The organism is Caulobacter sp. FV2ye17ST (genome assembly GCF_058680955.1).
Window position 1 is genome coordinate 3,052,096 of the sequence record NZ_CM178727.1, and the last position, 24,998, is coordinate 3,077,093.

The following is a 24,998-nucleotide window of genomic DNA, read 5'->3' on the forward strand; positions in this document are numbered from 1 at the left end:
GGCGACTAGCTCCGCCCGGCCGCGTCGAGATCGGCGATGACCCCGGCGGGCAGAACGAGACGGGCCCCGCCCATCAGCTCGTCCAGTTGGGCGACGCTGGTAGCGCTGGCGATGGGCGCGGTGATGGCCGGATGGGCCATGATCCAGGCCAGGGCGATCTGGGCGTGAGTGGCTCCGGTCGCCGCGACGGCCTTGTCCAGCGCCGCCAGCACCCGAACGCCCTTGTCGTTCATGTAGTCGCGCTTGATCGTATGACGTCGCGCGCGTCCTTCAAGGTCGGCTTCAGCGCGGTACTTGCCCGTCAGGAAGCCCGCGGCCAGACCGTAGAACGGGATGACGCCCAAGCCTTCCGCGGCGGCCAGGGCGGCCAGTTCGCCCTCGACCTGGTCCCTGTCATAAAGATTGAACTTCGGCTGGATCGTCTCGTAGCGCGGTAGGCCGTTAGCTGCCGAGGCCGCCAGACTCTCGGTCAGCCTGGCCGGCGAGACATTGGACGCCCCGATGGCCCGCACCTTGCCCGCCTTCACCAGACGGCCATAGGCCTCCAGTGTCTCCTCGACCGGGGTCGCCGCGTCGTCCTGATGCGACTGATAGAGGTCGATATAGTCCGTCTGCAACCGCCGCAGCGAACCCTCGGCCGCCGCCTCGATATTGGCGGCCGACAGGCCAGGCTGCTTGGGCCACATGGCCACCTTGGTCAGGATCAGCACGTCGTCGCGCCTGCCCCGCGCCTTCAGCCATCGACCGATCACACTCTCGGACTCGCCCCCTTCGTGCCCGGGAACCCAGGCCGAATAGACGTCGGCCGTGTCGACGGCGTTGAAGCCGCCGCCGACGAAGGCGTCGAGCAGGCGATGCGAGGTCGCCTCATCCGCCGTCCAGCCAAAGACATTCCCGCCAAAGACCAGCGGGGCGGTCGAGAGGCCGGAACGGCCGAGGGGGCGACGCTGCATGGCTAGACGATCACGCCGCCACCGCTCGCCCGTCCTCGAACACCGGCGCGTCCATCGGGGCCAGGGCCGCCTTGCCCATGATCATGTCCGCCGCCCGCTCAGCCACCATGATGGTCGGAGCATTGGTGTTGCCGCCCACCAGGGTCGGCATGACCGACGCATCGACAACCCGCAGGCCAGCGATCCCCTGCACGCGCAGCTGATCGTCGACCACCGCCATGGCGTCACCCGCCGCGCCCATGCGGCAGGTGCCGACCGGGTGATAGATGGTTTCGGACTTGGCCCGGATCCAGGCGTCCAGATCAGCGTCGGCCCGCACATCGGCGCCCGGCGCGTATTCGGCATCGCGATAGGGGTCCAGCGCCGCCTGGGCCGCGACCTCGCGCGCCATGCGGACGCCTTCGCGCAGCGCGCGACGGTCCTCGTCGGCGGCAAGGTAATTGCCCAGGATCGTGGGATCGTCGAACGGATCGGCTGACCGCAGGCCGACCTTGCCCCGGCTCTCCGGGCGCAGCTGGCAGACGTGCAGGGTGAAGCCGTCCTTCTCGATCAGGGTCTTGCCGTGATCCTGCATGATGGCCAGCACGCCGTGGATCTGCAGGTCAGGCCGGTCCAGATCAGGCCGCGACTTCAGGAAGGCGCCGCTCTCCAGGAACTGCTGCCGCCCCATCCCCTTGCCCATCAGCATGTAGGACAGGCCGGTGCCCAGCTTCCTGAGGCCCTTGTTGGCAGAATAGGCGGTCGTCAGGTTCTTGGTCGTCCACGACAGGCAGACGTCCAGGTGATCCTGCAGGTTGGCGCCGACGCCCTTGGACTCCTGGACCACCGCCACGCCGTGCGATTTCAGCAGATCCGGCGCGCCAATGCCCGACAGCTGCAGGATTTGCGGCGACTGCACCGCGCCGGCGCTCAGCAGCACCTCGGCATCGGCGTGGGCCGTCCGCTTCTCGCCGCCCTTGCCGACGACGTAGTCGACGCCGATGGCGCGTCCCTTCTCGATCAGGATCTTGGTCGTGCGGGCTTCGGTCACGCAGGTCAGGTTCGACCGCGACAGGGCCGCCGTCAGATAGGCCGCCGCCGCGCTCCAGCGCTTGCCGTCGCGGATGGTCAGGTCGTAGGGCCCAAAGCCCTCCTGCTGATAGCCGTTGAAGTCACGGGTGGTCTTGTAGCCCGCCTGGCGTCCCGCCTCGATCAGGGCCGGATAGAAGGGGCTGGGCGACTCGCCCCTGGACACGTGCAGCGGGCCCTGGCCGCCGTGATAGGCGTCGCCGCCGGCATGGTGGGTCTCCGAGCGCTTGAAATACGGCAGCACCTCCGAATACGACCAGCCCGACAGGCCCATCTGCCGCCACTGGTCATAGTCGCGCGCATGGCCGCGGATATAGACCATGCCGTTGATCGCCGAGGAGCCGCCCAGACCCTTGCCGCGTGGCCACCACAGCTTGCGGTTATTGAGGTGCGGCTCTTCCTCGGTCCAGAAACCCCAGTTCTGATCACCCTTGGCCTTGATCAGTTCGCCGACGCCTGCCGGCATCTTGACCAGGATCGAGGTGTTCTTGCCGCCGGCTTCCAGCAGCAGCACCTTGATGTTGGGATCTTCCGTCAGTCGCGCGGCCAGAACGCAGCCCGCCGAACCGGCGCCGATGACGATGTAATCGAAGCGTTCGCTGGCCATGACCCCGACGCCCTCCCTGAATGTTATCATTGTTAAGGCAGAGAGTGACGCGGCTTTTCACCCGATGCAAGACGGGCCGTGAATGTCGGCGCAACTTAGAAGTGGCCCAAAAACAAGTTGGCATTGTCCCCTCCCCCAGGGCGCCCCTGGCAGGCGCCCTGGGGGCAGAGAGGCGCCAAAAGCTGAGATTGGGGTGGCTCCAGAAAGTGGACGTTCACGTCTCCCCCTCAAGGGTTTAGTGACCACCTTCCACCCAGGGCACACCGGCGGCTCTAAACGCGTCGGCGAGGGCTGCCTCGAGTTCCAAAGACTCCCACTGAAGCATGGGATTGAGGTGCTCGGTCAGGTCGGGGACCAGTCGCACACCAAACCGTTTGGCCGCGCTGCTGGCCTTGTAGCCGTTCTTGTGCTGATCAAAGCGCAGGTCGGGATCGCGCGAAGTCTGGCCGACATAGACGCCCCATGGGTCGGGCTTACGAGCATCGTGGAGCAAGATCACATAGACTGAGCGCCGCGCCTTGGCGGCGCCCCGGCTTGTCGCCTTCAGCGAGCGCGCAGCGCGCTCAGCTCTGAGCCACCACGAAGGGCCGCTGACCTGAACCATCCGCGAAGCCTAGCCGGTGGCCGCAACGAGCGCCATCAGCGGGCCGCAAATAAGCGCCGCCGAAGCTCAACGTATCGACGGGCGACAACCGCCGCAGGACTGGCCATCGGCGCCCTCTGATCGGCGCCCTAGTCCTGGCGCTGACGCCGGCTTTCGGTCTGGCCGCTACCCCAGCCGCCCGACGTCAGGTGGCTGCGGGGGCGGTTTCGCCCTCGCGCAGTTCATCGGCTCCGACGAAGGACACACCCTCTTCGTCCATGACCCAGGCGCCAAGGAAAGCGGCGTGGGACGGATCGATGTCCTCGTCGATCAGGTCGCCGTCATAGAGGCCCACGGTGCTAAAATCGAAATCCAGGGCCAGCTGGTGAGCCATGCCCACCATTTCTTCGGCCATGCGGCGCGAATAGCCCAGGGCTTCGCTGTCGTTTGTGAAATCGTCGCTCAGTGTGCTCACCTCCACCGCATCGCTGCCGCGGGTCGCGCTGGTGGTGACGATGGTGAAGGCGGGCATGGGAGACTCTCGCAGGTGGGGCGACCACATAGCCCGGTTCGTTCAAGAACGGGGGCTACATTCTGCAAAAGCCGTCCAAGCGTCCGGGGTGAGCCCGCCGCACCTCTCTGCGCCAACAGCTGACCTTGGTGTCGCTCCAGACTCCAGACATTCAGACGCCGGCGCTGATGGCAGTGTTCACCCCTCCCCTGACCTTCGCGACAGCCGGACCCTCGCCTGCCCAAACGCGGACATTCGTCATGGACGCCCGTGCTAGCTCGGCAGGAACGGGCCTAGTCCCGCAGAGCGGACGCGAGGACGCCCCAACAAGCAATCCATGGCGCCTTCCGACAATTCAAAAAGGAAGTGCCGCCCTGCGAGCTGAGCTTGGAATAAAATGCCTGTCTAGTTGCGCGGCGCAGGCGTTTCGCGCGGTCCAGAAGGCGCGTGTTGCGGCAAGCGCGGCAAGCCCCCGATCATGCCGTCGGGACGCGCCTTGGCGAGCATGCGCTGGTAGGCGGGTCGGGCCTCGATCTTGGCCTTCCACGCCGCGACGTTGGGGAATTGCGAGACCTCGACCAAGTTTAGGCCCGTGGCCGCGTTGAGCGGGAACATCATCATGATGTCCGCCCCGGAGAACGCGGGACCGCCGAACCAGGGATGCTTGCCCAGGAAGTCTTCGGCGAACTGGACGACGGCCTCGGAATCGACGAGGCGCGAGCGTTGCTTGGGTGGTTGCGCCATCCATGCCCGATAGTCAGAGAACAGGCGCGCCGCCAGGCTGCCCTCGGCGAAGTGCATCCACATCAGGTAGTCGGGATAGTCCCGGCTATCGAGGGCGGGCTGGAGCTTGCCGGGCGCGTGCCGGTTCAGGATCAGTTCGATGATCGCGCCAGACTCCACCAGCACCTGATCGCCATACTTCACCGTCGGCGCCATGGGCACCACGGGGCTGAACTCGCGGATCAGCGCCATGGAACCGGCCAGGTCGCCGCGCTTGAACTTCAGGTCGTAGGGGAGACCAAGCTCCTCCATCAGCCAGACGAGCCGTTCCGACCGGCGCCCCTCCAGATGGTAGATCGTCACCGGCGGCATCGGCGCGGCGGGCTTGGCGCTGGCCTTCGACGCCACGAGCGGCGCGGCGGCCAGGCCGGCCAGGGCGCCCAGTGACGCGCGGCGTCCCATAAGCTTTTTCATGTGGCTTTCCTTGAAGAGTGGCTCGTTTGACGAAAAATGGGACGAGACGGGGGCTGTCCGCGCCGCTCGCTGGCGCGAACCGCCTCGCCCCCAGGGCGCCGATTGCAAGGGCGCCGCGCGAGCAAGACCTAGAAGGCGACGTCGAGGCTGACCCCGACCCGCCGCACCGAATCCGGGCTGAAATACTGGACGTAGCCGCCGGGATTGAGCCCGGTGACCGGCGATGGCGTGATCTGGGCGGCGTAGCGTTTGTCGAGCAGGTTGCTGGCATAGAGCGCCAGGCTCCAGGCCTTATCCGGCGCCGAGACCCCCACGCGTCCACCCAACAGGCCGTAGGCCTTCTGGATGGTCCCCGGATCGCCGCTGATGGCGTAGTTGACGTCGCTCTGCCAGTTCCAGTTGGCCTGGAAGAAGCCGCGCAGGTCCGCCGTCAGGGGGCGCTCGTAGACGGCGCTGAGGCCATAGACCCAGTCAGGCACGCCCGCGATGCTCAGGCCCTTGGCGTTGAAGAAGCCGTCCAGCGAGGTTGGGTTGGCGGGCGGCGCGCTGCAGGGACCGCCTTGGGCGATCTTGGGCTGGCCGAAATAGCACTGCACGCCGTTGAAGTCGGCATAGCGGGCGTGGGTGTAGGCGACGCCGGCCGTGATGCTGAGACCGGTGGCCGGCCGGGCCATCAGATTGGCTTCCACGCCGCGCGTCTTGATCTCGCCGGCGTTGGTTATCCGCGAGGAATAGGTGGCGCTGGTCAGGTCGGAGACCTGGGCCTGAAAGTTCTTGATCGTGGTGCTGTAGACGTTGGCGTTGAGGATCAGGCGGCGATCCAAGAACGCCGCCTTCATGCCGGCTTCGTAGCTGGTCGGGATCTCCGGCTGCACGCGCTGGTCGGCCACGGCGGTGGCCGCGCTCAGGCCGCTGAAGCCAGGACCCTTGTAGCCGCGCGACACCGTCGCATAGGCCATGATGTCGTCGCTGAAATTGTAGCGGGGACCGATCCGCCAGGAGAGGTTGGTGTTGTTGACGGCCTGATGCAGGCTCAGCGTCACCGACCCCGGGATGTAGACAGCGCCCGGCGTCGGGGCGCGACGATAGTCCAGGGTGATCTCGTCACGCGTGACGCGCGCCCCGGCGATCAGGTCCAGCTTGGACGTGATGTGCAGGCCGACCTGGCCAAAGCCCGCCACGCTGGTCGAGTTGATGTCGTTGACGGTCGAGGTCTCGAAGATCGTGCCCAGCGGTGCGCCGGGGATGATCGGAACCACTGCCCCGTTTGACGCCGGCACGATCCAGCTGAGCTGACCGCGCTGGCGGATCAGCGACGAGGCCTTGGAGTGATAGAGATAGAGGCCGGCGACATAGTCGAACCGCTCGCCGATCGGCGAGGTCAGACGCAGTTCCTGGCTGAGCCAGTCGGTCTTGCCGGCGCCGCCATTGATGTCGACATAGCTGACCGGCGTCAGGTCGCCGTCATAGAAGGCCTGGCGCTTGACCGAGCGATAGGCGCTGATTGAGGTCAGGGTCAGGTCGCCCAGATCGTAGTCGACCTGCAGCGTCCCGCCCTGGGCGGTCGACTTGCCCTCGGACGGACCGTTGGCGGCGACCTGCAGGTTCTTGGGACCGGCGACGATGCCGTACCGAGCATTGGTGACGGCCGGCGCATAGCCCGGCGTCACCTTTCGCCAGGTCGACGAGCAGCAGAAGGCGTCGTTGTCGGTGCGATCCGCCGAGAAATAGACGGTCAGGTCGTCGCTGGGCCGCCACAGAAGCTTCAGGGTCAGGGTGCTGACGTCCTGGGGATCGGTGAAGGCGTTGTCCTTGGCGACATTGCGGATCAGGCCGTCGCGCTCGTTGTGGGTGGCCACCAGGCGCAGGGCCAGCGTATCGCCCACGGCCACATTGCCGACCGCCTGCAGGATCTGCTCGCCGCGATCGCCATACTGGAGATGCAGCTGGCCGCTGTTCTCGTTCAGCTTGGGCCGGTTGGTGATGAAGTGCACCAGGCCCGCCGAGGCGTTCTTGCCAAACAGCATGCCCTGCGGACCGCGCAGGATCTCGACCCGCTCCACATCGGCCAGGGTGGCGAGGCTGGCCGGGTCGGCCAGCACCACGCCGTCGACCACGGTGGAGATGCTCTGCTCGATCCCGGCCGAGAAGCTGCTTGTGCCGACGCCGCGGACGGTAAGACCCGAGGCGCTGCTGCTCAGGCTCTGCTTGAAGCGCACACTGGGGTCGATCAGCGACAGCTGCTGGGGTTGGGTGATGTTCATGGCCGCCAGCGTCTCGCCGCGCACGGCGGTGATGGCGAGGGGAACGTCTTGCACGTTCTCGGCCCGCTTCTGGGCGGTGACCATGATCTCGTCGACGGTGATGGTCGGATTGACGACGGGCGTAGCGGCGTCCTCGGCCAAGGCGCTGTTGGCGGCCAAAATCGCGGCGACGCCGAGGGACGCCCCCATGAACAGTTCGGTCTTGCGGGCTCGCGACGGGCGCGATTGGATAGGCATGGCGCGTTCCTCCTTGAGCCGCTGGGCGGCTTCTTTTTGTGTCTGCTAGGGCGCAGGCCTTCGTCACCCGCCGTGAGGGCGGTCGTCGATAGCCAGAGGCGAGCCGGATCGGCTCACCGCTTCTATGGGATCAGCATCCGGGCCCGGAACGCTTAAGTAACGATATCGTCACTTAATGCCCGTGGCAATGCCTTTCGAACAGTTGTTCGCAAGGCCACTCACTGGGCAGTGCGGCGGTGCGGCCAGGCCGTCGCGTGGATGCGCTAGGCCTTCTTGGCAGGGCGAGGTTCGCCATATTGCTTGGCCAGGGCCTTGGCGCCGGCGATGACCGCCAGGGTGATCGCGTCGATCATGGCGTCGTCGTCGCCGTCTCGCGCGTCCAGGGCCCCCGCCGTCCCCGCCACCATGAACCAGGCATATTGCTTGGCCTGGCGCGGAGGAAGACCAAACGCTTTTTGCAGCCCAAGCGCCCAGCCCTCGGCGTCCGCCTTTCGGTTGCTCCGGGCCCGCTCCGCCAGGGGTCCATGATCCCTGACCAGGCGCATGAAGAGTTCGCCCCGCTCGTCGGCGCGGCGGCACCAGTATTTCAAGGCGCCGCGCACCCAATCCTCGAAGCTCGACTGCGGCCCGACCTCAGTGGCCAGGCGCTCGACATAGATCTGGGTCTCTCGATCGAACAGCGCCGTCAGCAGATCGTCGCGGTCCGTGAAATAGCGATAGCCCAGCGCTTTCGTGACGCCTGTCAGATGCGCCACGCCGTCCATCGTGACCGCGGCGACGCCCTGCTCGATCACGATCTGCGCGGCTGCGTCCAGAAAACGCTCGCGTCGTTCGGCGCCCTTCAGTCGTGTCTGGGTCATTGTCGCCTCAAAACTCCGGCCGCCTCCTATTGGCGCGGCGGAGCGGGAGATGGCAAGAGCCCGCGCCCCGCGTGGTCCAGCGCCCCGCTGGACACAACCCGTCGAGCTGATCGCCATCGACCGGCGCTCTCGGAAAAGGCGATTCTCCATTGCGCCATTTGCTGACATTCAGGCCACTCCCGATTCCGGACCTTCAGCCGCCGGCGCCGGGCGACCTCCAACAGTTAGCGCACAGACCCTGAAGCGGCGGCTGCCGCTCCCGCCCGCGCGAGAAGTCGACCGTCGCCGGGCGGCAAGATCAGTCGGCCATTGAGACGGGCTCCGGCCTGGCCGATGAAAATCGCGTCTCGCGTATCCAGCGTGGCGCGGTCGCCAAACTGCCCCTCGAAGCGGATCCGCCCCTCGCCGCAGGCTCCCAGTTGCGGCCGCGGCCCTTCAATACGGTTGGTCGATCCCAGGGTGCTGACCCAGCGCCCTTCGGCGTCGTGAGTCATCCGTGCGGTCGCGACCCGTCGAGCCGGCGCCACCGGAGGCCCTGGTTCACGAGCGGCGCGACATCCACCCAACTGCCGTCGCCCAGACGATATACGCCGACGTGGCAAGTCACGGCCGGATCGGGCCCGGCATCTGGGCCATGGAGGGCAAAGCAACGACGGATAGCCTTGGCTCCGCGATGTCAGAGGTCCGAGGTCCACGGGCATCCCTGGCGGTCGGGGACAGACTTAAGTTGGAAACTGGCTTCAGGGGACAGCGCTAACCTGTATCGCCAAATTGTGCGATTTTCCCGCTGTCGGAAAATCAGCGACCTAGCCGGATAGCTCAAACCTGCGCCGACAGCCGTGAATGTCGGTACAGGCGAGCCGCCCGTTGATGAATGGGACTACGCCTCAGGCGGAGAGCGCGACGCCAAGCTCGCACCAGCCCAGGGGTCGGGGCGCCTTGGGCATGTAGAACGCCTTGGTCTCCCTGATCACGAACCCCGCGGCGGTGATCGCCGCGCCCACGGGGCGGGTCAGGCGGCATCCGCCCGCCAGCGGCGTCCAGAAGGGCTCGATGCGTTTCTGCCAGAGCGCGACCCGGGGGTCGGGCGACAGACCATGCTCGCAGAAGAGGAACCGGCCGCCCGGCTTCAGAACCCGGCGCGCCTCGGCCAGGACCGCGGTGGGTGTGTGAACCGAGCAGAGGGTGAAGGTGCAGACGACGGTATCGAAACTGTGGCTGTTGAAGCCCATCTGCTCGGCCTCCCCCGCCAGGATCTCGACCTTGAGACCTTCCGGGCGCGGCGCCGCCAGCGCCCGGGCGCGCAAGCCCTCCGACGGATCAACGCCGGTGACGCTGGTCACCCGCGACGGATCATAGAAGGCCAGGTTCAGCCCGCCGCCGATCCCCAGCTCCAGAACCCGTCCCTCCGCCTGTGGCACGACCCGGGCGCGCTGCTTTGCGATGGCCCCCGCCCCACAGGCGCAGCCGATAACACGAGGCAGGATGTGGCGATCATAGAAGGATGTCATGGCTTGTGCTTCCCCCGAGCTCGACAAGTCGTAGGAGTCTCCCCGCGAGGGTCAAGGCCTCCGTGTCAGCGATCTGCCGGTCTCAGGTGAGCGCCGGCCTCGCCAGCTCACTGGCCCTGCAGCAGCGCATTGAGACTGTAGGCCGAGACCGTCATGTCACCGCGCGCGGTGACCAGGGCGCTCGTCGCGGCCAGGGCCTCGCGTTCGGCGTCGAGAAGGTCCAGGACGGGCTTCTGGCCAACCCGGACCTCGTTGCGCACACTGTCCAGCGCACTGTTTGCAGCGCCGGACTGGTCGGTCGCCGCAAGCATCACCGCGCGCGCGGTGGCGACATCACCCCAGGCGCCGATGACCGCTTCGCGAACCTGCCTCCGCGCCGCATCCAGGCGCGCCTGCGCGCCCCGAAGCGCCGCGCTGGCCTCGTCGATGCGTCCGCTAACCGCTCCGCCGGAAAACAGCGTCCAGCGTCCCTGGACGCCGACCGTCAGGTTGTCTGCACTGTAGCCGGGAAAGAACTGGTCGCGCGCCGTGCTGGCCGTCGCCGTGAGGGCCAGGCTCGGCAGGCGTTCGGCGCGGGCGAAGCGAACGCCGGCCTGCGCCGCGCGTTCGGCCGCCTGGGCGGCCAGCAGCATGGGGCTGGACTGGCTCGCCTGGGCGATAGCCTCATCGAGCGACGCTGGCGTCGCGGGCGGAGCGACGACGGGCTCCAGCCCGTCAGGCTCCGCGCCAACGACAGAGACGAAACGGGCTCGGCTTCTGGCCAGCCGACCTTCGGCGCGCGCCAGGCCGGCGCGAGCTTCAGCCTGGCGGGCCCGGGCCTGTTCAAGATCGGTCCGGGGGATTTCACCGCCCTTGAAGCGCAACTGCGCCTGGCCGGTGATGGTCTCCATCTGGGCGACCTGGGTCCGGCTCAAGGCCACCATGTCATGGGCGGTCAACACGCCGACATAAGCCGCCGCGACCTCGGCGCTCAACATGGCCCCCGCGCCGCCGACCTGCGCCAACGCCGCCGCCCGGCCCTCATCAGCCTGGGCAATGGCGGCGCTGACGCCTCCGCCGGCGAACAGGGGCTGACGCAGCTGAACAGATGCCGCGCGGGGTGAAACATCGCTCTGGCCAAAACCGAAGAAGCCGCCGAGGTCGGTCGTTCCGCTACCGCTCTCGCCCGATACGGTCAGGCTAGGCAGGCGACCGGCGCGAGCCTGGGCCAGGCGCGCCGACGCCGCATCGGACTGAGCCTGGACCTGGGCCAGGCCTGGATTGGCGCGCCGCGCCAGGGCGATGGCCTCTGGCAGGCTCATGGCCGACGCGCCAAGGGGCGCGGCGACGCTGGCCAGCAAGGTCAGGGCGAGGACGGCGCGCAGGGCGCTCACCGGAACGCGACGCCCGGCTTGACGCCGAGTTTCTTGAAGATCATCGCGGCCGGACAAAAACCCGTAAAGGCCGCCTGGATCATGTTGAGCCCTGCGAAGATCGACAGGCCGATCCACCAGGGATGGACGAAGTGGGCCAAGCCAATGCCCAGCAGGACGATAAAGCCGGCAAAGGCCAGAACCATACGATCGACAGTCATGATCAATCTCCTTGAGCGGCTCAGGCGCTTGCCTGGGCCAGGGCCTGATGCGTCCAGGCAACGATTTGAGCCGCGCTCATCAGTCCGGCGGAACGGGCGATGACGGCGCCGTCCCGATAGAGCAGCAGGGCTGGAATGCCCGAGACGCCCAGCGCGCCGGCGGCCTGCGGTTCGGCTTCGGAATTGAGTTTCAACAGCCTGACGTCCGGTTCGAGCCGTACGGCCGAAGCGGCGAACTGGGGAGCCATGGATCGGCAGGGCCCGCACCACGGCGCCCAGACATCGACGAGAACAGCGACGCCGCGGGTCTTGCCGGCGTGGGCGGCCAGTTGCGCGCCGCTCACCTCGCTCGGAACGCCGGAGAACAGGCGCTCGCCACAGCGGCCGCACTTGGCTGTCAGGGCGTTCCTGTCTTCCGGCGCGCGATTGGTCGCGCCGCAGGCCGGACAAACAAGCTGCCGCATCACTATGCCTTCCGCCCTCAGGGCTTGATCTTGTGGATGCCCATGACGTCCAGGGCGAGCTTCTCGTAGAAGGGCTCGCTCTCGCCACGTTTGACCTTGGCCAGGAAGTATTTCTCGAACCCGACCTTGGCGAGGTGAACCCACTTGCCGCTGGCCGACCAGTTAACGTTGCGCGGCGGGATCTGCGGCTGGGCGATGAAGACAACCCCGCCGTCGCCGAAATCAGCCAGGCAGATGGCGTTCCAGGTCGCCTCGTGCTGGGCGGGCTTGCCGTCCACGATCTCCTTGAGATTGTGCGCGATGGCCGTGACCATGCTCTCGATCATGAAGCCGGTCTTGGGCACGCCCACCGGCACCGGCGTCTTGCCGGTCGGGGCGATGGCGACGCACACACCCAGGGCCATGACGTTCGGATAGGTCGGATTGCGCTGATGTTTGTCGACCAGGATGAAGCCCCGGGGATTGGTCAGCCCCTCCACGCCGCGCACGGCGGCCACGCCCCGAAAGGCCGGCAGCATCATCGAGTAGGCAAAGGGCAGATCGTGGGTCGATTTGACGGCGCCGTCGTCGGCGATCTCCTCGACATGCATCACCCCGGCTTCGACCGACGCGACCTTGGCGTTGGTGATCCACTTGATGTGCCGCTGGCGCATCTCGCTTTCCAGCAACCCCTTGGTGTCACCCACCCCGTCCAGGCCCAGATGGCCGATATAGGGCTCGGAGGTGACGAAGGTCATCGACACCTTGTCGCGGATCTTGCGACGTTTCAGTTCGGTGTCGAGGATCATCGCGAATTCGTAGGCCGGACCAAAGCAGGAGGCGCCCTGTACAGCCCCAACAACGATAGGACCGGGATTGGCGACGAAACGATCGAACGCGGCGGCCGCGGTCTCGGCGTGATCGACGTGGCAGACGGACTCGGTGAAGCCCCCGTGTGGGCCAAGCCCCGGAATCTCGTCAAAGGCCAGTTCTGGCCCGGTGGCGATCACCAGATAGTCGTAGTCGAGCAGAACGCCGTCCGTCAGTTCAAGCTGATTGCGCTCGGGCATGACCTTGGCTGCGCCGATGCCCCGAAAGGCGATGCCCTTCTTCTCGAACACGGGCGGCAGCTTGACCTCGATGGCCTCGCGCTTGCGCCAGTGGACGGCGACCCACGGGTTTGACGGCACGAAGTGGAAGGTGTCGCCTTGAGAGACCACCTCGACCACGGCCTTGTCGCCCACGGCTTGCTTGATCTCGAAGGCGGCGATGGCGCCGCCCAGTCCGGCGCCCAGAATGACGATGCGCGGCTTGGCCATGATCCCGTTTCCTCTCACGCCGTGGTTCGGAGCCGAGACTGGGCTCGTTCCGCCCGGCTCACTTTGATCAGGATCACGTTTGAGCCCGAGCGTTCGGGATAGCGTCACCCTGTCGATGGCTTGACTAGATATTCGTAAAGTCGCATATACGCAACTATGAATTTTGATCCTGCCGCCCTCAAGGCTTCCGCGGACGACGCCTGCGCCCTGCTCAAGGCGCTGGCCAATCCGCATCGGCTGATGATCGTCTGCGCGCTGATCGACAGCGAGCAGTCGGTGGGCGCGCTGGCCCAAAGCCTGGGCGTTCGCGAGACCCTGGCCTCGCAGCATCTGGGCCTGTTGCGCCGCGACGGCGTGGTGGCCGCCCGGCGTGACGGCCAGACCATCTACTACGGCCTTCGCAGCGGTCAGGCCCGCGCCCTGGTCGAGACCCTGTCGCGTCTGTTCTGCGCGGTTCCCGGAACCGCCCCCTACCCCAGCCCCATCAAGGAGACGTAACGATGTTCGGATCGCCCAGGACCAAAGACCTCACCGCCCATCAGGTGAAGACCGCGCTCGACGCCCAGGAGATCCTGCTGGTCGACGTGCGCGAGCCGGCCGAGTTCGCCGCCGAGCGCATTCCCGGCGCGGTCAATGTTCCGCTCTCCAGTTTCGACCCCAAGGCCCTCCCGGACGCCGGCGACAAGTCGGTGGTGTTCAGCTGCGGTTCGGGCAAGCGCTCGGCAACCGCCGTGGGCCACTGCCAGAAGGCCGGCCACGCGCTGGATACCCACCTGACCGGCGGGATCATGGCCTGGAAGGCCGCCGGCCTGCCGACCGTCCGCTAGTCGACAAGCACAAGACCAAAAGCCCTGGAGGGGACGCCATGACGGCACGGCCATATCTGATCAGCGCCTTGGGAGCCGCCTTGCTGCTCAGCGCCTGCGGTGAATCCAAGGAGGCCGCGGCGCCGGCGATCAGGATGGCTCCGGCGACGGACCGTCTGACGATCCGCGCCCAGGTCGTGGACGACCTGAAGCCGGTTCCCGCCACCCTGACCACGCGCGACATGGCCGAGGCCCGGGCGAGGATTTCCGGAACCCTGGTGGCTTTGAGCGTCAAGGAAGGCGACCTCGTGCGGCAGGGCCAGGCCATCGGCCGGATCAGGGATGATCGGCTGACCCTGCAGACCGGCGCGTTCGACGCCCAGGTCGCCGCCGCCGCCGCCGAGGCGGCCCGCGCTCAGGCGGATCTGGCCCGCACCCGCGATCTCTTCTCGCATGGCGTCTACGCCCAGGCGCGCCTGGATCAGGTCGAGGCCCAGGCCAAGGCCGCAAACGCCAATCTGTCAGCGGCCCGCGCCCAGCGTGGCGCCAGCGCGGAGCTGGGCGCCCAGGGCGCGATCCTGTCCCCGGCCACCGGCCGGGTCCTGGTGGCCGACGTCCCCGTGGGCTCGGTGGTGATGCCCGGCCAGTCGGTCGCCAGGATCACAGCCGGCCCGCTGGTCGTGCGCATTGAACTGCCGGAAGGCCAGGCGCGCGCCCTCAAGGTCGGAGATTTTGTCGATCTGGCCGCCAAGGACCTGCGTGGCGCGGCCGCGCGCGGGACCATCAGCCAGATCTATCCGTCGATCACCGGTGGCCAGGTCACCGCCGACGTCACCGCTCCCAACCTCCCCGACGATCTGATCGGCCAGCGCGTGCGCGCCGCCGTCAAGATTGGCGAGCGTCAGGCGATCGTCATTCCCAAGCGCTATGTCGCAACCCGGTTTGGCGTCGACTACGCACGGTTGGTCGGAGCCGATGGCGCGATCTCGGAATCCCCGATCCAGACCCGCGCGAGCGCCACGGCGGACACGGTCGAGGTCCTGTCAGGCCTGCGCCTGGGCGACATCCTGACCCCGGCGGAGGCCGCCCGATGAACCTGGGCCTTTCGGGTCGCCTGACAAAGGCGTCGATCAAGTCACCACTTACGCCACTGATCCTGCTGGCGGCCATCGCCGTGGGCCTCTTGGCGCTGATCTCAATCCCCCGCGAGGAGGAACCTCAGATCAGCGTGCCCATGGTCGACATCATGGTCGCCGCGCCGGGTCTACGCGCGCCCGACGCCATCGAGCTGGTCGGCAAGCCGCTTGAAACCATCGTCAAGAGCGTTGCCGAGGTCGAGCACGTCTACACCTTCGCCGACGACAACCAGGTAATGGTCACCGCCCGCTTCAAGGTCGGGGTCGATCCCGACGCGGCGGCCGTGCGCATCCACGAGAAGGTCCGCGCCAACTATGATCGCATCCCGGCCGGCATCGCCGAGCCGCTGATCCAGACGCGCGGCATCAACGACGTGCCGAGCCTCGTCCTGACTCTGTCGCCCAAGCCCGGCGCCGCTGGGCAGTGGAATGATCAAGCCCTGTACGAACTGGCCGGCAAGTTGCGGACCGAGGTCGCCAAGGTCAACGATGTCGGCCTGACCTTCATCGTCGGCGGACGGCCCGAGGAAATCCGCATCGCCCCTGATCCCGCGCGCCTGGCCCAGCATGGCGTGTCGCTCGCCGCGCTGATGGACACCGTGCGTCAGGCCACCCGCGCCTTTCCCGCCGGTCAGATCCGCGGCGGCGGCCAGGCCATCGACGTCACGGCCGGCCGCAGCCTGACCAGCGCTGTCGATATCGGTCTTCTGGCCCTGCCCTCGGCCAACGGTCAGGCGGTCTATGTCCGCGACGTGGCCGACGTGATCCAGGGCCCGCGCGAAGATCAGGCCCGCGCCTGGCGCTATGCCCGCGTCGACGGCGCCTGGAGCCAGGCTCCCGCCGTCAGCCTGGCCATCGCCAAGCGCAAGGGCGCCAACGCCGTGGTCGTCTCGCAGGCCGTGCTGGCCCGCGTCGAGGCCCTGAAGGGCTCCCTACTCCCCGATAGCCTGGATGTGGCGGTGACCCGCGACTATGGCGCGACAGCCAACGAAAAGGCCAATGAGCTTCTGTTCCACCTGGGTCTGGCCACCCTGTCGATCGTCATCCTGATCGGCCTGGCGATCGGCTGGCGCGAGGCGGCGGTCACTGCCGTGGTCATCCCCACAACCATCCTGCTGACTCTCTTCGCCTCCAACCTGATGGGCTACACGATCAATCGGGTCAGTCTGTTCGCCCTGATCTTCTCGATCGGCATCCTGGTCGACGACGCCATCGTCATGATCGAGAACATCGCCCGCCACTGGGCCATGAACGACGGTCGGACCCGGATCGACGCGGCGGTCGACGCCGTGGCCGAGGTGGGCAACCCCACCGTGGTCGCCACCCTGACCGTGGTTTCGGCCCTGCTGCCAATGCTGTTCGTCTCTGGCCTGATGGGTCCCTACATGGCGCCGATCCCGGTCAACGCCTCGGCGGCCATGGTGTTTTCGTTCTTCGTCGCCGTGGTCATCGCGCCCTGGCTGATGGTGCGCTTCGCCCGCAAGACCCTAGCCTCGGACGGCCACGGCGGAGGCCATGACAGCGAGGGCAAGCTGGGCGCGCTCTATCGCCGCGTCGCCAGCCAGGTGATCGCGACCCGCAGAAGCGCCTGGACCTTCCTGATCGGTGTGGGTGTGGCCACCCTGCTGGCCGGCGCCATGTTCGCCACCAAGACCGTGACCGTGAAACTGCTGCCGTTCGACAACAAGTCCGAGCTGCAGGTGGTGCTGGACATGCCGGAGGGAACCTCGCTGGAGGCCACCGCCCGGGCGCTGTCCGATGCGGCGGTCATCACCCGCACCCTGCCCGAAGTCGCGGCGATCGACGCCTATGCCGGAACCGCCTCGCCGTTCAATTTCAACGGCCTGGTGCGCCACTACTACCAGCGCAATCGCCCGGACCAGGGCGACCTGTCGGTGTCGCTGGCCGAAAAGGGTGAGCGCAAGCGCTCCAGTCACGTCATCGCCCTGGATCTGCGCAAGCGGCTCGCCAAGGTGGCCCTGCCGGCCGGCGCGTCGATCAAGGTGGTCGAAGCCCCGCCCGGTCCGCCGGTGATGGCCACCCTGCTGGCCGAGATCTATGGCCCCGACGCCCAGACCCGGCGCGCCGTGGCCGAGCGGGTCAAGGCCACCTTCAAGTCCGTGCCCTATATCGTCGACATCGATGACAGCTACGGCCAGGCCCGTCCCGGCCTGCGCCTGGTTCCCGACCGCGATCGCCTGGAAGCCTTGAAGGTTGACGACCGGCAGGTGCTGGACTCCATCGGCGCGGCCTTCGGCGGGCAGGTCGTAGGCTACGCCCATCGCGGCGAAGGTCGCGACCCGCTGGAGATCTCGGTGCGCCTGCCGCAATCGGCGCGCAGTTGGGACGAAGGCCTGGCGGCCCTGCCCGTGGCCCAGAGCCAGGGCGGTCGGCTGGTAGAGTTGGGTGAGGTGGTCACAGCCACCCAGGAAGCCGGCTCGACCCACATCTTCCGCCGCGACGGCCGCGACGTCGACATGATCATGGCCGAATTGGCCGGCGCCTATGAGGCCCCGATCTACGGCATGATGGCCGTCGACAAGGCGATCAAGGCCGCCGACTGGGGCGACCTGCCCAAGCCCGACATCCGCATGAACGGCCAGCCGACCGACGAGAGCAAGCCGACTCTGCTGTGGGACGGCGAGTGGGAGATCACCTGGGTGACCTTCCGCGACATGGGGGCGGCCTTCGGGGTGGCGATCCTGGGCATCTATGTGCTGGTCGTCGCCCAGTTCAAAAGCTTCCGCCTGCCGCTGGTGATCCTGACCCCCATTCCCCTGACCCTGGTCGGCATCGTCATCGGGCATATCCTGTTCAAGGCCCCGTTCAGCGCCACCTCGATGATCGGCTTCATCGCCCTGGCCGGGATCATCGTGCGCAACTCAATCCTGCTGGTCGACTTCATACGCCACAGCCAGACCGGCGACCGGCCGCTGCGCGAGGTGCTGCTGGAGGCCGGGGCCATTCGCTTCAAACCGATCGTCCTGACCGCCCTGGCGGCCATGATCGGCGCGGCGGTGATCCTGTTCGACCCGATCTTCCAGGGCCTGGCGATCTCGCTGCTGTTTGGCCTGGCCTCATCAACGGTGCTGACCGTGCTGGTCATCCCCGCCATTTACATTGTGCTGCGGGATGACGACCGCCCGCAGGTCCTCAAGGAGTCGACATGACGAGCTTGGACATCGATATCGGCATCGCATCGCCGGAACGTCAGGCCATCGCTGACGGGCTCTCCCGTCTGCTGGCCGACAGCTACACCCTCTACCTGAAGACCCATAACTACCACTGGAACGTCACCGGCCCGATGTTCCAAACCCTGCACACGATGTTCATGACCCAGTACACCGAGCTGGGACTGGCGGTCGACGACATCGCCGAGCGGATCCGCGCCCTGGGCCATCCCGCCCCCGGCAGCTACGCGGCCTTCGCCAGGCTCTCCAGCATCGCCGAGGAGGACGCCGTTCCGCCGTCGCGCGAGATGATCATCAATCTGGTCAAGGGCCACGAGACGGTAACACGCACGGCCCGAGGGATCTTCCCGATCGCCGAGGCGGCCAGCGACGAGCCCACCTGCGACCTGCTGACTCAGCGCATGCAGGTCTCCGAGAAGACCGCCTGGATGCTGCGCAGCCTGCTCGCGCCCGCCTAGGCAGGCGCGACAATCGGCGTGGGGCGGTCTGTCCCACGCCCCTTGAACCTCTATGCGTATCTTCTACATTAGGCAAATGAGCAAACTCGCCTTCACCACGCCCCCTGACGACATCCAGGAACTGGCTGCCAGCGCCCACTCGGCGGCGCGGCTTCTCAAGCTTCTGGCCAGCGAGCAACGCCTGTTGATCCTCTGCCGTCTGATCGACGGCGAGGCTTCGGTCGGCGATCTGGCGATCCACGTCGGACTGGCCCAGTCGGCGACCTCGCAGCATCTGGCCAAGATGCGGGCCGAGGGCTTGGTGGCCACCCGGCGTGAGGCTCAGACCATCTTCTACCGACTGGACGATCCGGCCGCGATGCGCGTGCTGGAAACCCTTTGCGACGTCTACCGCGGCGAGGCTCGAGCCTGACCGTCAAGCGTCGTCACCGCCTGGTCGCATAGTCCAGGGGAGACCCAAAATGCTGACCGTGCTCAATGACGCCCTGCCCCGTCCACGCTGGATGGCGCTGTCGGCCGATCCTGTTTTCAGGGGGTTGGTCGGCCTGGCGGTCATTGGCGTGGGCGTCGGACACTTGGCCTCGGGAGGCGAGGGTGGCGGGCTGATCGCGGGACTGACCGGCGCGAGCCTGGTTGTTTTGGGCGGAAGTCTCGCTGCGGGCCTGTGGACGCGACTTTCGGCGCTGCTGGTGGTGGTGATCTGGAGCGTGACCACCCTACCCGTCGCTGTAACCACAAGCCTCGCGTCCGGTTCCGCCGCGCCTCTGCTCGAAAGTCTCGCCATCCTGGGCGCGCTTTTTCTGATCTATGTGCGGGGTGGCGGTCAGATCTCCCTGGACGGGCTTAGGCGCAAGCGCTCCACCGCCACAACGCCAAGTCCTCACGGTCGGGCGATCTCTCGGCTTTGAGGTGCGAGGATACACCCAGTGTTCATGGCCGGCGCCTTGAGAGCGCCTGCCGAGGGCCCTGTCGTGAGTCAAAACCCATCCGTCCGGGCGCTGACAACGCCAATCAAGGCTCGCGCCCAGACCTCAAGCCTGCATGGCTTTCCAGGCGACATAGACCGCGACGGTCAACACCAGGCCTGCAAACAGCCGGCGCGCCAGCACCGCGTGCGCCGCCAGTAGCCCCGCACCCCTGACGCCCACGGCGCCGCCCGCCAGGCCGCCCAGAACGAAAAGTCCCGCGACGGGCCAGTTGATCAGGCCCGAGGCGGCATAGTTCAGCGAGGTCGCCGCTCCAAACAGCGACACCGACAGCAAGGACGAGGCCGTGGCGTTGGCCAGAGTCATCCCGGTCGCCGCCATCAATCCCGGCACGATCAGAAACCCGCCGCCGATCCCGAAGAAGCCTGCGGCCAGGCCGGTGAGCACGCCCAGAGGCGCCAGCTTCAGCATCAAGGCAGGTGAAATGTGAACGAGAGGGTCGCCCTGCGACCTGGGGCGACGCATCATCGACAGCGCGATCGCCGCCATCGCGAAGGCGAACCACAGCAGCAGGCGCTGTCCATCGACCGCCTTGGCCAGGCTCGACCCCAGGAAGGAGCCGATCAGTCCGGCGCCGGCGAACACGGTCGCGCAGGGCCATTTCACCCGCCCTCCCCGGCCATGGCCCACCAGATTGAGCCCAGCATTGACCGCGACCGCCGCAGCAGAGGTGCCAATGGCGACGTGCGGGTCGTGGACGCCGACCACATACAGCAGGAGCGGCGTGGCGAGCACCGACCCGCCACCGCCGAACAGACCCAGCAGCGCGCCGACGAGCGCGCCGCTCATCAAGGCCGAAACGATCATGAACACGGACATGCGAGCTACCCGATGGGACTTGTATATTCATATATTCGCATATATCTAGCTTGTCGATATGCAGCCTGAGAGTTTGTGATGCGCGAGCCGATCTCATCCCCTGACGCCGCCGTGACCGTGGCGACCTCGATCATCGAACAGGCGCTGGCTGCTCCCGCCTCCCGGCCACAGGTGAAAGCCTTCTTCGACGAGGCGACCTTCACGGTCAGCTACGTGGTGCGTGACCCCAGCTCATCCGCCTGCGCCATCATCGACAGCGTCCTGGACTATGACGCCGCCTCGGGCCGGACCAGTGAGCGATCGGCCGACGCCCTGATCGACTATGTCAGGGATGAGGGACTGGAGGTCGTCTGGCAGCTGGAGACCCATGCCCACGCTGACCACCTGTCCGCCGCGCCCTATCTGCAGGCCGCCTTGGGGGGCCGTCTGGCGATCGGCGAGAAGATCACTCGCGTTCAGGACACCTTCGGAAAGCTGTTCAACGCGGGACCCGACTTCGCCCGCGACGGCCGACAGTTCGATCATCTGTTCCAGGACGGGGAGACATTTTCGATCGGCGGGCTGCAGGCCAAGGCCCTGCATGTGCCCGGCCACACGCCCGCCTGCATGGCCTATGTGATCGGCGACGCCGTCTTCGTCGGCGACACCCTGTTCATGCCCGACTACGGCACCGCGCGCTGCGATTTTCCCGGTGGCGATGCGGCGACGCTGTTTGCCTCAATTCAGCGCCTGCTGGCCCTTCCCGACGAGACCCGCGTCTTCCTGTGCCACGACTACAGGGCCCCGGGCCGCGACAGCTTTGCCTGGGAAACCACGATCGGCGCTCAGCGCCGTGACAATGTCCACGTCCACGAGGGCGTCAGCCAGGCCGAGTTCGTGGCCCTGCGCGAGGCGCGGGATCGGACCCTGGACATGCCCCGGCTGATCCTCCCCTCGGTGCAGGTCAACATGCGCGGCGGCCACCTTCCCGAGCCGGAGGACAATGGCGTGCGCTACCTGAAGATTCCCATCAACGCCGTCTGAGCGCCAGGACCAGGCTCGAACGTCTGACCCTGGCCGCCGGCCTGCTCAGCGCGCGGCTCAATCCGCGATGAAGCGATAGCCCACGCCCGGCTCGGTCTCGATGATCTTAGGATGCGCGGGATCGGCTTCAAGCTTCTGTCGGAGCTGGCCGACGAAGACGCGAAGGTACTGGGTGTCAGTCGCGTGGGCTGGGCCCCAAACGGCCACCAGCAGCTCCTTGTGTGTCAGCAGCTTGCCATGCCCGAGCGCCAGGCGGGCGAGCAGCTCGTATTCCTTGGGCGAAACCTTCACGACCTCGCCGGCCCGAGTGACACGGTGCCTGTCGAGATCGATCTCGATCTCACCCGCCCGGATGGGTCCAACCGGCGCCCTGGCTGAAGCCCGCTGGCGCAGGGCGGCGCGCAGGCGAGCCAGCAACTCACCCACCCCAAACGGCTTTTCCAGATAGTCGTTGGCGCCGTTGTCCAGGGCCTGGATCTTCTCGGCCTCGCGGTCGCGGGCCGACAGGATCAGGATAGGGCCTTCGTAGAAGTCGCGCGCCCGGACCAGCACGTCCTTGCCGTCCATGTCGGGCAGTCCGAGATCCAGCACCACCGCGTCGGGAGACCATGTCGCCATGCCGCGCAGGCCTTCCTGACCGCTCTCGGCGCGCAGGGGCTCGTAGCCTGCGGCGTCAAGCGCCGGCCCCAGGAAGCGGTGAATCTGGGGCTCGTCGTCGATGACCAGAATACGGGGACGCGAGATGCTCATGACGCGATCATAGCAGGCGCCATCACAACAGGTGATGGGGCGTGGCGATGGCCTTGGGCAGGCTGATCAGGATGCGCGTGCCCTTGCCGTCGTGGATGGGACTGGCAGCGGCGATGCGGCCGCCCATGGCGTCTATGAAGCCCTTGGCGATCGACAACCCAAGACCGGCGCCCTGGTTGCGATCGGTCGGCTCCTCCATGCGGCGGAACTTCTCGAATACGCGCTCCAGCTCGGCGGTGGGAATCCCGCGCCCCTCGTCCTCGATGCTGATCACCACATTAGAGCGGTCTTCATAGGCGGCCATTTCGATACGGGCGCCAGACGGGCTGTAGGCAATGGCGTTTTCGAGGATGTTGACGATCGCCTGCTCCAGCAGGCTGCCGTCAACGCGCACCAGGCTCAGCTCGCCGGGATAGTCGCGGGTCAGCTCGCGACCGCCCAGCCGGCGAGCGACACGATCGGCCGCCGCGCCCAGCACGTCGCGCACATCGGTCCAGTCGGTGCGCAGGCGGAGGGCTCCGCCTTCCAGCCGGGTCATGTCCAGCAGGTTGCCGACATAGCGGTTCAGGCGCTCGGCCTCCTCGCGGATGCTCAGAATCAGGTCGTCGCGCACGGCCGGGGTAAGGGTCTTGCCGTAGTCGATCAGGGTGCTGGAGGCGCCCAGCACGGTCGACAGCGGCGTACGCAGGTCATGGCTGATCGAGTTGAGTAGGGCCGAGCGAAAGCGGTCGGCGCGGCGCAGGGTTTCGGTTTCCACGGCCTCGGTCGCCAGTTCGGCCCGTTCCAGCGCCACGGCCCCCTGCTCCAGCAGAGCCAGCACCAGACGCTCGGTGTCGGAGCCCGCCACCATGACGCCAGCCTCGACCCCGGCCACGCCGGCGCGCGAGCGCACGCCGTCCAGCGGCCAAAAGGTCCAACGGGTCTGCGGCAGGGTGCCGGTGCCAAAACCGGCCGGCTCGCCCTTTTCCCAGGCCCAGCGCGCGGCGGCCATCGGGGCGGCGTCGAGGGCTTCCAGGGTCGGCGCGCCGGCGGCGGGTTGCAACTCGCCATCGTTCGGCAGCAGCACCACGGCCTTTGCTCCGGCTGCCGCGGCGGCCTGCTCGGCTATGGCCCGCGCCGCCGCGTCGCGGCCGGCGGCCGCCGAGAAGGTGCGGCTGGCGGCCAGCAGGGCTGAAACCGCCGAGGCCCGCCGCTGGGCGTCGCGCCCCTGATCCCGCACACGACCCGCCAGTCCGCCCGCCGCCAGGGCCACGGCCCAGAAGACGATCAGGGTCAGGAAGTCCGTGGGCGAGCCGATCTGCAAGCTGTAGCGCGGCTCGAGGAACAGATAGTTGTAGACGAGGAAGGCCACGGTCGCGGCCGCCAGGGCGGGGCGCAGACCGTGCAGCACGCCGGCCGCCAGCACCGCCGCCAGGAAGATCATCCCCAGGTCGACGCGATCAAAGGCCACGTCCAGGCCCCAAGCGACGAGGGTGGCCGCCGCCACGAAAGCCACGCCGGTCAGATAGCTGAGCCAGGGGGTCGGCGATCGCGACCGGGGCGGACCAGGTACGGCGTCATGCGCCGCTTCGGTCACCACATGGATCGCCGCGCCGCGCGCCTCGCGCAACAAAGCCGCCGCCAGGGACTGACCCCGCATCTCGCGCCAGCGGCTGTCAGTCGACTTGCCGATGACGATCTGGGTGACGTTGTTGCGCCGGGCATAGGCCATCACCGTGGCCACGATGTCCGATCCGCTGAGCACCACGGTGGAGCCGCCCAGCTGCTCGGCAAGCTTCAGGGCGTCGTTGGCCCGCGCGGTGGCGGCCGCGCCCGGCGGGGCACGGTCTGGCCGGTCGACATGGGCGACCGTCCAGGGTGCATCCATCATCATGTCCGACAGACGCCGGCCGGTCCGCACCAGTCCGCCGGCCATGGCGTCGCCGCCGACCAGGACCAGAATCCGCTCGCCCGCCGCCCACGGCCCCTCGACGCCCTTTTCGCGCATGGTGGCGACCAGCTGGTCGTCCACGGTCTGGGCGGCCCGCCGCAGCGCCAGTTCACGCAGGGCCGTAAGGTTCTCGACCTTGAAGAAGTTCTCCGACGCCAGCCGCGCGGTCTCGGGCACATAGACCTTGCCCGCCGCCATCCGCTCGCGCAGTTCATCGGGGGTGATGTCGACGACCTCGATGTCGTCGGCCCGCGACAGGGCGCTGTCGGGCACGGTCTCACGCTGGCGCACCCCGGTGATGCGAAGCACCACATCGACCAGGCTTTCCAGGTGCTGAACGTTCAGGGTGGTCCAGACATCGATGCCGGCGGCCAGCAGTTCCTCTACGTCCTGCCAGCGCTTGGGATGGCGTGAGCCGGGCGCGTTGGAGTGCGCGTACTCATCGACCAGCAGAAGCTGGGGTTTGCGGGCCAGGGCGGCGTCGAGATCGAACTCCATGACCACCCGCTCGCGGTGATCGATGGGTTTGCGGGGCATGACCTCCATGTCCCGCAGAAGGCTCTCGGTCTCGCGGCGGCCGTGGGTCTCGACCAGACCGACGACGACGTCCTTGCCCTCGGCCTTGCGACGCCGCGCGGCGCGCAGCATCTCGTAGGTCTTGCCCACGCCCGGCGCCATGCCCAGAAACACCTTGAGGCGCCCCCGGCTCGCCTTGTTGGCGGCGGCCAGGAGCGCCTCTGGATCGGGCCTTTTCGGTTCGTCGGCCGCCAAGC

24 protein-coding genes are annotated in these 24,998 nt (G+C 67.4%); 8 read left to right on the top strand and 16 right to left on the bottom strand.

Annotated elements, in window-relative coordinates; translation table 11 throughout:
• Nucleotides 1-5: 5 nt before the first annotated feature.
• The 13 genes from ACW17V_RS14605 to ACW17V_RS14665 form a co-directional block, all read right to left on the bottom strand.
• Nucleotides 6-953, bottom strand: coding sequence for an aldo/keto reductase (locus ACW17V_RS14605; RefSeq protein WP_492105800.1), 948 nt, complete (start codon nt 951-953; stop codon nt 6-8).
• Between the two features lie 10 nt (nt 954-963).
• Nucleotides 964-2,628 (bottom strand): choline dehydrogenase, encoded by a 1,665-nt coding sequence (locus ACW17V_RS14610; protein ID WP_492105801.1) that lies wholly within the window; start codon nt 2,626-2,628, stop codon nt 964-966.
• A 235-nt stretch (nt 2,629-2,863) separates the two neighbouring features.
• The gene (locus tag ACW17V_RS14615) at nt 2,864-3,232 is read right to left on the bottom strand and encodes a GIY-YIG nuclease family protein (protein WP_492105802.1); all 369 of its coding nucleotides are present in this window, start codon (nt 3,230-3,232) and stop codon (nt 2,864-2,866) included.
• A 184-nt stretch (nt 3,233-3,416) separates the two neighbouring features.
• Complete coding sequence (locus tag ACW17V_RS14620; protein WP_492105803.1) at nt 3,417-3,743, bottom strand: hypothetical protein; 327 nt, start codon at nt 3,741-3,743, stop codon at nt 3,417-3,419.
• Nucleotides 3,744-4,127: 384 nt separating this feature from the next.
• Entirely contained in the window at nt 4,128-4,919 is a 792-nt protein-coding gene (locus ACW17V_RS14625) for a glutathione S-transferase family protein (RefSeq protein WP_492105804.1), read from the bottom strand.
• Nucleotides 4,920-5,047: 128 nt separating this feature from the next.
• Entirely contained in the window at nt 5,048-7,420 is a 2,373-nt protein-coding gene (locus tag ACW17V_RS14630; RefSeq protein ID WP_492105805.1) for a TonB-dependent receptor, read from the bottom strand.
• Between the two features lie 263 nt (nt 7,421-7,683).
• Nucleotides 7,684-8,280 (bottom strand): TetR/AcrR family transcriptional regulator, encoded by a 597-nt coding sequence (locus tag ACW17V_RS14635; protein WP_492105806.1) that lies wholly within the window; start codon nt 8,278-8,280, stop codon nt 7,684-7,686.
• 224 nt (nt 8,281-8,504) lie between these two features.
• Nucleotides 8,505-8,774: a hypothetical protein gene (locus ACW17V_RS14640; protein ID WP_492105807.1), complete on the bottom strand. Its 270-nt coding sequence runs from the start codon at nt 8,772-8,774 to the stop codon at nt 8,505-8,507.
• Between the two features lie 393 nt (nt 8,775-9,167).
• Complete coding sequence (locus ACW17V_RS14645; RefSeq protein ID WP_492105808.1) at nt 9,168-9,791, bottom strand: class I SAM-dependent methyltransferase; 624 nt, start codon at nt 9,789-9,791, stop codon at nt 9,168-9,170.
• Nucleotides 9,792-9,898: 107 nt separating this feature from the next.
• Nucleotides 9,899-11,164, bottom strand: coding sequence for a TolC family outer membrane protein (locus ACW17V_RS14650; protein WP_492105809.1), 1,266 nt, complete (start codon nt 11,162-11,164; stop codon nt 9,899-9,901).
• Nucleotides 11,161-11,364 carry a YgaP family membrane protein gene (locus ACW17V_RS14655; RefSeq protein WP_492105810.1) on the bottom strand — a complete coding sequence of 68 codons (204 nt, stop codon included), beginning with the start codon at nt 11,362-11,364 and terminating at the stop codon, nt 11,161-11,163. The genes ACW17V_RS14650 and ACW17V_RS14655 overlap by 4 nt, the downstream gene beginning before the upstream one ends.
• Before the next feature lie 20 nt (nt 11,365-11,384).
• A complete protein-coding gene (locus ACW17V_RS14660; RefSeq protein ID WP_492105811.1) occupies nt 11,385-11,828 on the bottom strand; it encodes a thioredoxin domain-containing protein in 444 nt (147 codons plus the stop codon).
• Nucleotides 11,829-11,845: 17 nt separating this feature from the next.
• Nucleotides 11,846-13,126, bottom strand: coding sequence for an NAD(P)/FAD-dependent oxidoreductase (locus ACW17V_RS14665; protein WP_492105812.1), 1,281 nt, complete (start codon nt 13,124-13,126; stop codon nt 11,846-11,848).
• A 156-nt stretch (nt 13,127-13,282) separates the two neighbouring features.
• On the opposite strand from ACW17V_RS14665, the gene ACW17V_RS14670 reads away from it, so the two are divergent.
• From ACW17V_RS14670 to ACW17V_RS14700, 7 genes are all read left to right on the top strand, one after another.
• A complete protein-coding gene (locus ACW17V_RS14670; protein ID WP_492105813.1) occupies nt 13,283-13,624 on the top strand; it encodes an ArsR/SmtB family transcription factor in 342 nt (113 codons plus the stop codon).
• Nucleotides 13,625-13,626: 2 nt separating this feature from the next.
• The gene (locus ACW17V_RS14675) at nt 13,627-13,953 is read left to right on the top strand and encodes a rhodanese-like domain-containing protein (RefSeq protein WP_492105814.1); all 327 of its coding nucleotides are present in this window, start codon (nt 13,627-13,629) and stop codon (nt 13,951-13,953) included.
• A 38-nt stretch (nt 13,954-13,991) separates the two neighbouring features.
• A complete protein-coding gene (locus ACW17V_RS14680) occupies nt 13,992-15,026 on the top strand; it encodes an efflux RND transporter periplasmic adaptor subunit (RefSeq protein WP_492105815.1) in 1,035 nt (344 codons plus the stop codon).
• Complete coding sequence (locus ACW17V_RS14685; protein WP_492105816.1) at nt 15,023-18,238, top strand: efflux RND transporter permease subunit; 3,216 nt, start codon at nt 15,023-15,025, stop codon at nt 18,236-18,238. The genes ACW17V_RS14680 and ACW17V_RS14685 overlap by 4 nt, the downstream gene beginning before the upstream one ends.
• Complete coding sequence (locus ACW17V_RS14690; RefSeq protein WP_201721546.1) at nt 18,235-18,717, top strand: Dps family protein; 483 nt, start codon at nt 18,235-18,237, stop codon at nt 18,715-18,717. The genes ACW17V_RS14685 and ACW17V_RS14690 overlap by 4 nt, the downstream gene beginning before the upstream one ends.
• Nucleotides 18,718-18,793: 76 nt before the next feature.
• Entirely contained in the window at nt 18,794-19,129 is a 336-nt protein-coding gene (locus ACW17V_RS14695; RefSeq protein WP_492105817.1) for an ArsR/SmtB family transcription factor, read from the top strand.
• Nucleotides 19,130-19,178: 49 nt separating this feature from the next.
• Nucleotides 19,179-19,625 (top strand): DoxX family protein, encoded by a 447-nt coding sequence (locus ACW17V_RS14700; RefSeq protein ID WP_492105818.1) that lies wholly within the window; start codon nt 19,179-19,181, stop codon nt 19,623-19,625.
• A gap of 123 nt (nt 19,626-19,748) precedes the next feature.
• Here the strand turns inward: ACW17V_RS14700 and ACW17V_RS14705 are convergent, their stop codons facing one another.
• Entirely contained in the window at nt 19,749-20,522 is a 774-nt protein-coding gene (locus ACW17V_RS14705; RefSeq protein WP_492105819.1) for a sulfite exporter TauE/SafE family protein, read from the bottom strand.
• A gap of 78 nt (nt 20,523-20,600) precedes the next feature.
• Here ACW17V_RS14705 and ACW17V_RS14710 point away from each other — a divergent pair, with 78 nt between their 5' ends.
• Nucleotides 20,601-21,545 (top strand): MBL fold metallo-hydrolase, encoded by a 945-nt coding sequence (locus ACW17V_RS14710; RefSeq protein WP_492105820.1) that lies wholly within the window; start codon nt 20,601-20,603, stop codon nt 21,543-21,545.
• Between the two features lie 57 nt (nt 21,546-21,602).
• On the opposite strand, the gene ACW17V_RS14715 is transcribed toward ACW17V_RS14710, so the two are convergent.
• Together ACW17V_RS14715 and ACW17V_RS14720 are read right to left on the bottom strand one after the other, a co-directional pair.
• Nucleotides 21,603-22,295, bottom strand: coding sequence for a response regulator (locus ACW17V_RS14715; RefSeq protein ID WP_492105821.1), 693 nt, complete (start codon nt 22,293-22,295; stop codon nt 21,603-21,605).
• A gap of 22 nt (nt 22,296-22,317) precedes the next feature.
• Nucleotides 22,318-24,996 (bottom strand): DUF4118 domain-containing protein, encoded by a 2,679-nt coding sequence (locus tag ACW17V_RS14720; RefSeq protein ID WP_492105822.1) that lies wholly within the window; start codon nt 24,994-24,996, stop codon nt 22,318-22,320.
• Nucleotides 24,997-24,998 lie beyond the last annotated feature (2 nt).

Excerpts from the sequence above, each read along its gene's own strand:
- ACW17V_RS14645 (WP_492105808.1), bottom strand. The coding sequence starts at position 9,791 with ATGACATCCTTCTATGATCGCCACATCCTGCCTCGTGTTATCGGCTGC.
- ACW17V_RS14670 (WP_492105813.1), top strand. The coding sequence starts at position 13,283 with ATGAATTTTGATCCTGCCGCCCTCAAGGCTTCCGCGGACGACGCCTGC.
- ACW17V_RS14605 (WP_492105800.1), bottom strand. The coding sequence starts at position 953 with ATGCAGCGTCGCCCCCTCGGCCGTTCCGGCCTCTCGACCGCCCCGCTG.
- ACW17V_RS14685 (WP_492105816.1), top strand. The coding sequence starts at position 15,023 with ATGAACCTGGGCCTTTCGGGTCGCCTGACAAAGGCGTCGATCAAGTCA.
- ACW17V_RS14710 (WP_492105820.1), top strand. The coding sequence starts at position 20,601 with ATGCGCGAGCCGATCTCATCCCCTGACGCCGCCGTGACCGTGGCGACC.
- ACW17V_RS14675 (WP_492105814.1), top strand. The coding sequence starts at position 13,627 with ATGTTCGGATCGCCCAGGACCAAAGACCTCACCGCCCATCAGGTGAAG.
- ACW17V_RS14660 (WP_492105811.1), bottom strand. The coding sequence starts at position 11,828 with ATGCGGCAGCTTGTTTGTCCGGCCTGCGGCGCGACCAATCGCGCGCCG.
- ACW17V_RS14625 (WP_492105804.1), bottom strand. The coding sequence starts at position 4,919 with ATGAAAAAGCTTATGGGACGCCGCGCGTCACTGGGCGCCCTGGCCGGC.
- ACW17V_RS14665 (WP_492105812.1), bottom strand. The coding sequence starts at position 13,126 with ATGGCCAAGCCGCGCATCGTCATTCTGGGCGCCGGACTGGGCGGCGCC.
- ACW17V_RS14705 (WP_492105819.1), bottom strand. The coding sequence starts at position 20,522 with ATGTCCGTGTTCATGATCGTTTCGGCCTTGATGAGCGGCGCGCTCGTC.
- ACW17V_RS14715 (WP_492105821.1), bottom strand. The coding sequence starts at position 22,295 with ATGAGCATCTCGCGTCCCCGTATTCTGGTCATCGACGACGAGCCCCAG.
- ACW17V_RS14655 (WP_492105810.1), bottom strand. The coding sequence starts at position 11,364 with ATGACTGTCGATCGTATGGTTCTGGCCTTTGCCGGCTTTATCGTCCTG.
- ACW17V_RS14610 (WP_492105801.1), bottom strand. The coding sequence starts at position 2,628 with ATGGCCAGCGAACGCTTCGATTACATCGTCATCGGCGCCGGTTCGGCG.
- ACW17V_RS14615 (WP_492105802.1), bottom strand. The coding sequence starts at position 3,232 with ATGGTTCAGGTCAGCGGCCCTTCGTGGTGGCTCAGAGCTGAGCGCGCT.
- ACW17V_RS14690 (WP_201721546.1), top strand. The coding sequence starts at position 18,235 with ATGACGAGCTTGGACATCGATATCGGCATCGCATCGCCGGAACGTCAG.
- ACW17V_RS14695 (WP_492105817.1), top strand. The coding sequence starts at position 18,794 with ATGAGCAAACTCGCCTTCACCACGCCCCCTGACGACATCCAGGAACTG.
- ACW17V_RS14640 (WP_492105807.1), bottom strand. The coding sequence starts at position 8,774 with ATGACTCACGACGCCGAAGGGCGCTGGGTCAGCACCCTGGGATCGACC.
- ACW17V_RS14700 (WP_492105818.1), top strand. The coding sequence starts at position 19,179 with ATGCTGACCGTGCTCAATGACGCCCTGCCCCGTCCACGCTGGATGGCG.
- ACW17V_RS14620 (WP_492105803.1), bottom strand. The coding sequence starts at position 3,743 with ATGCCCGCCTTCACCATCGTCACCACCAGCGCGACCCGCGGCAGCGAT.
- ACW17V_RS14680 (WP_492105815.1), top strand. The coding sequence starts at position 13,992 with ATGACGGCACGGCCATATCTGATCAGCGCCTTGGGAGCCGCCTTGCTG.
- ACW17V_RS14635 (WP_492105806.1), bottom strand. The coding sequence starts at position 8,280 with ATGACCCAGACACGACTGAAGGGCGCCGAACGACGCGAGCGTTTTCTG.
- ACW17V_RS14630 (WP_492105805.1), bottom strand. The coding sequence starts at position 7,420 with ATGCCTATCCAATCGCGCCCGTCGCGAGCCCGCAAGACCGAACTGTTC.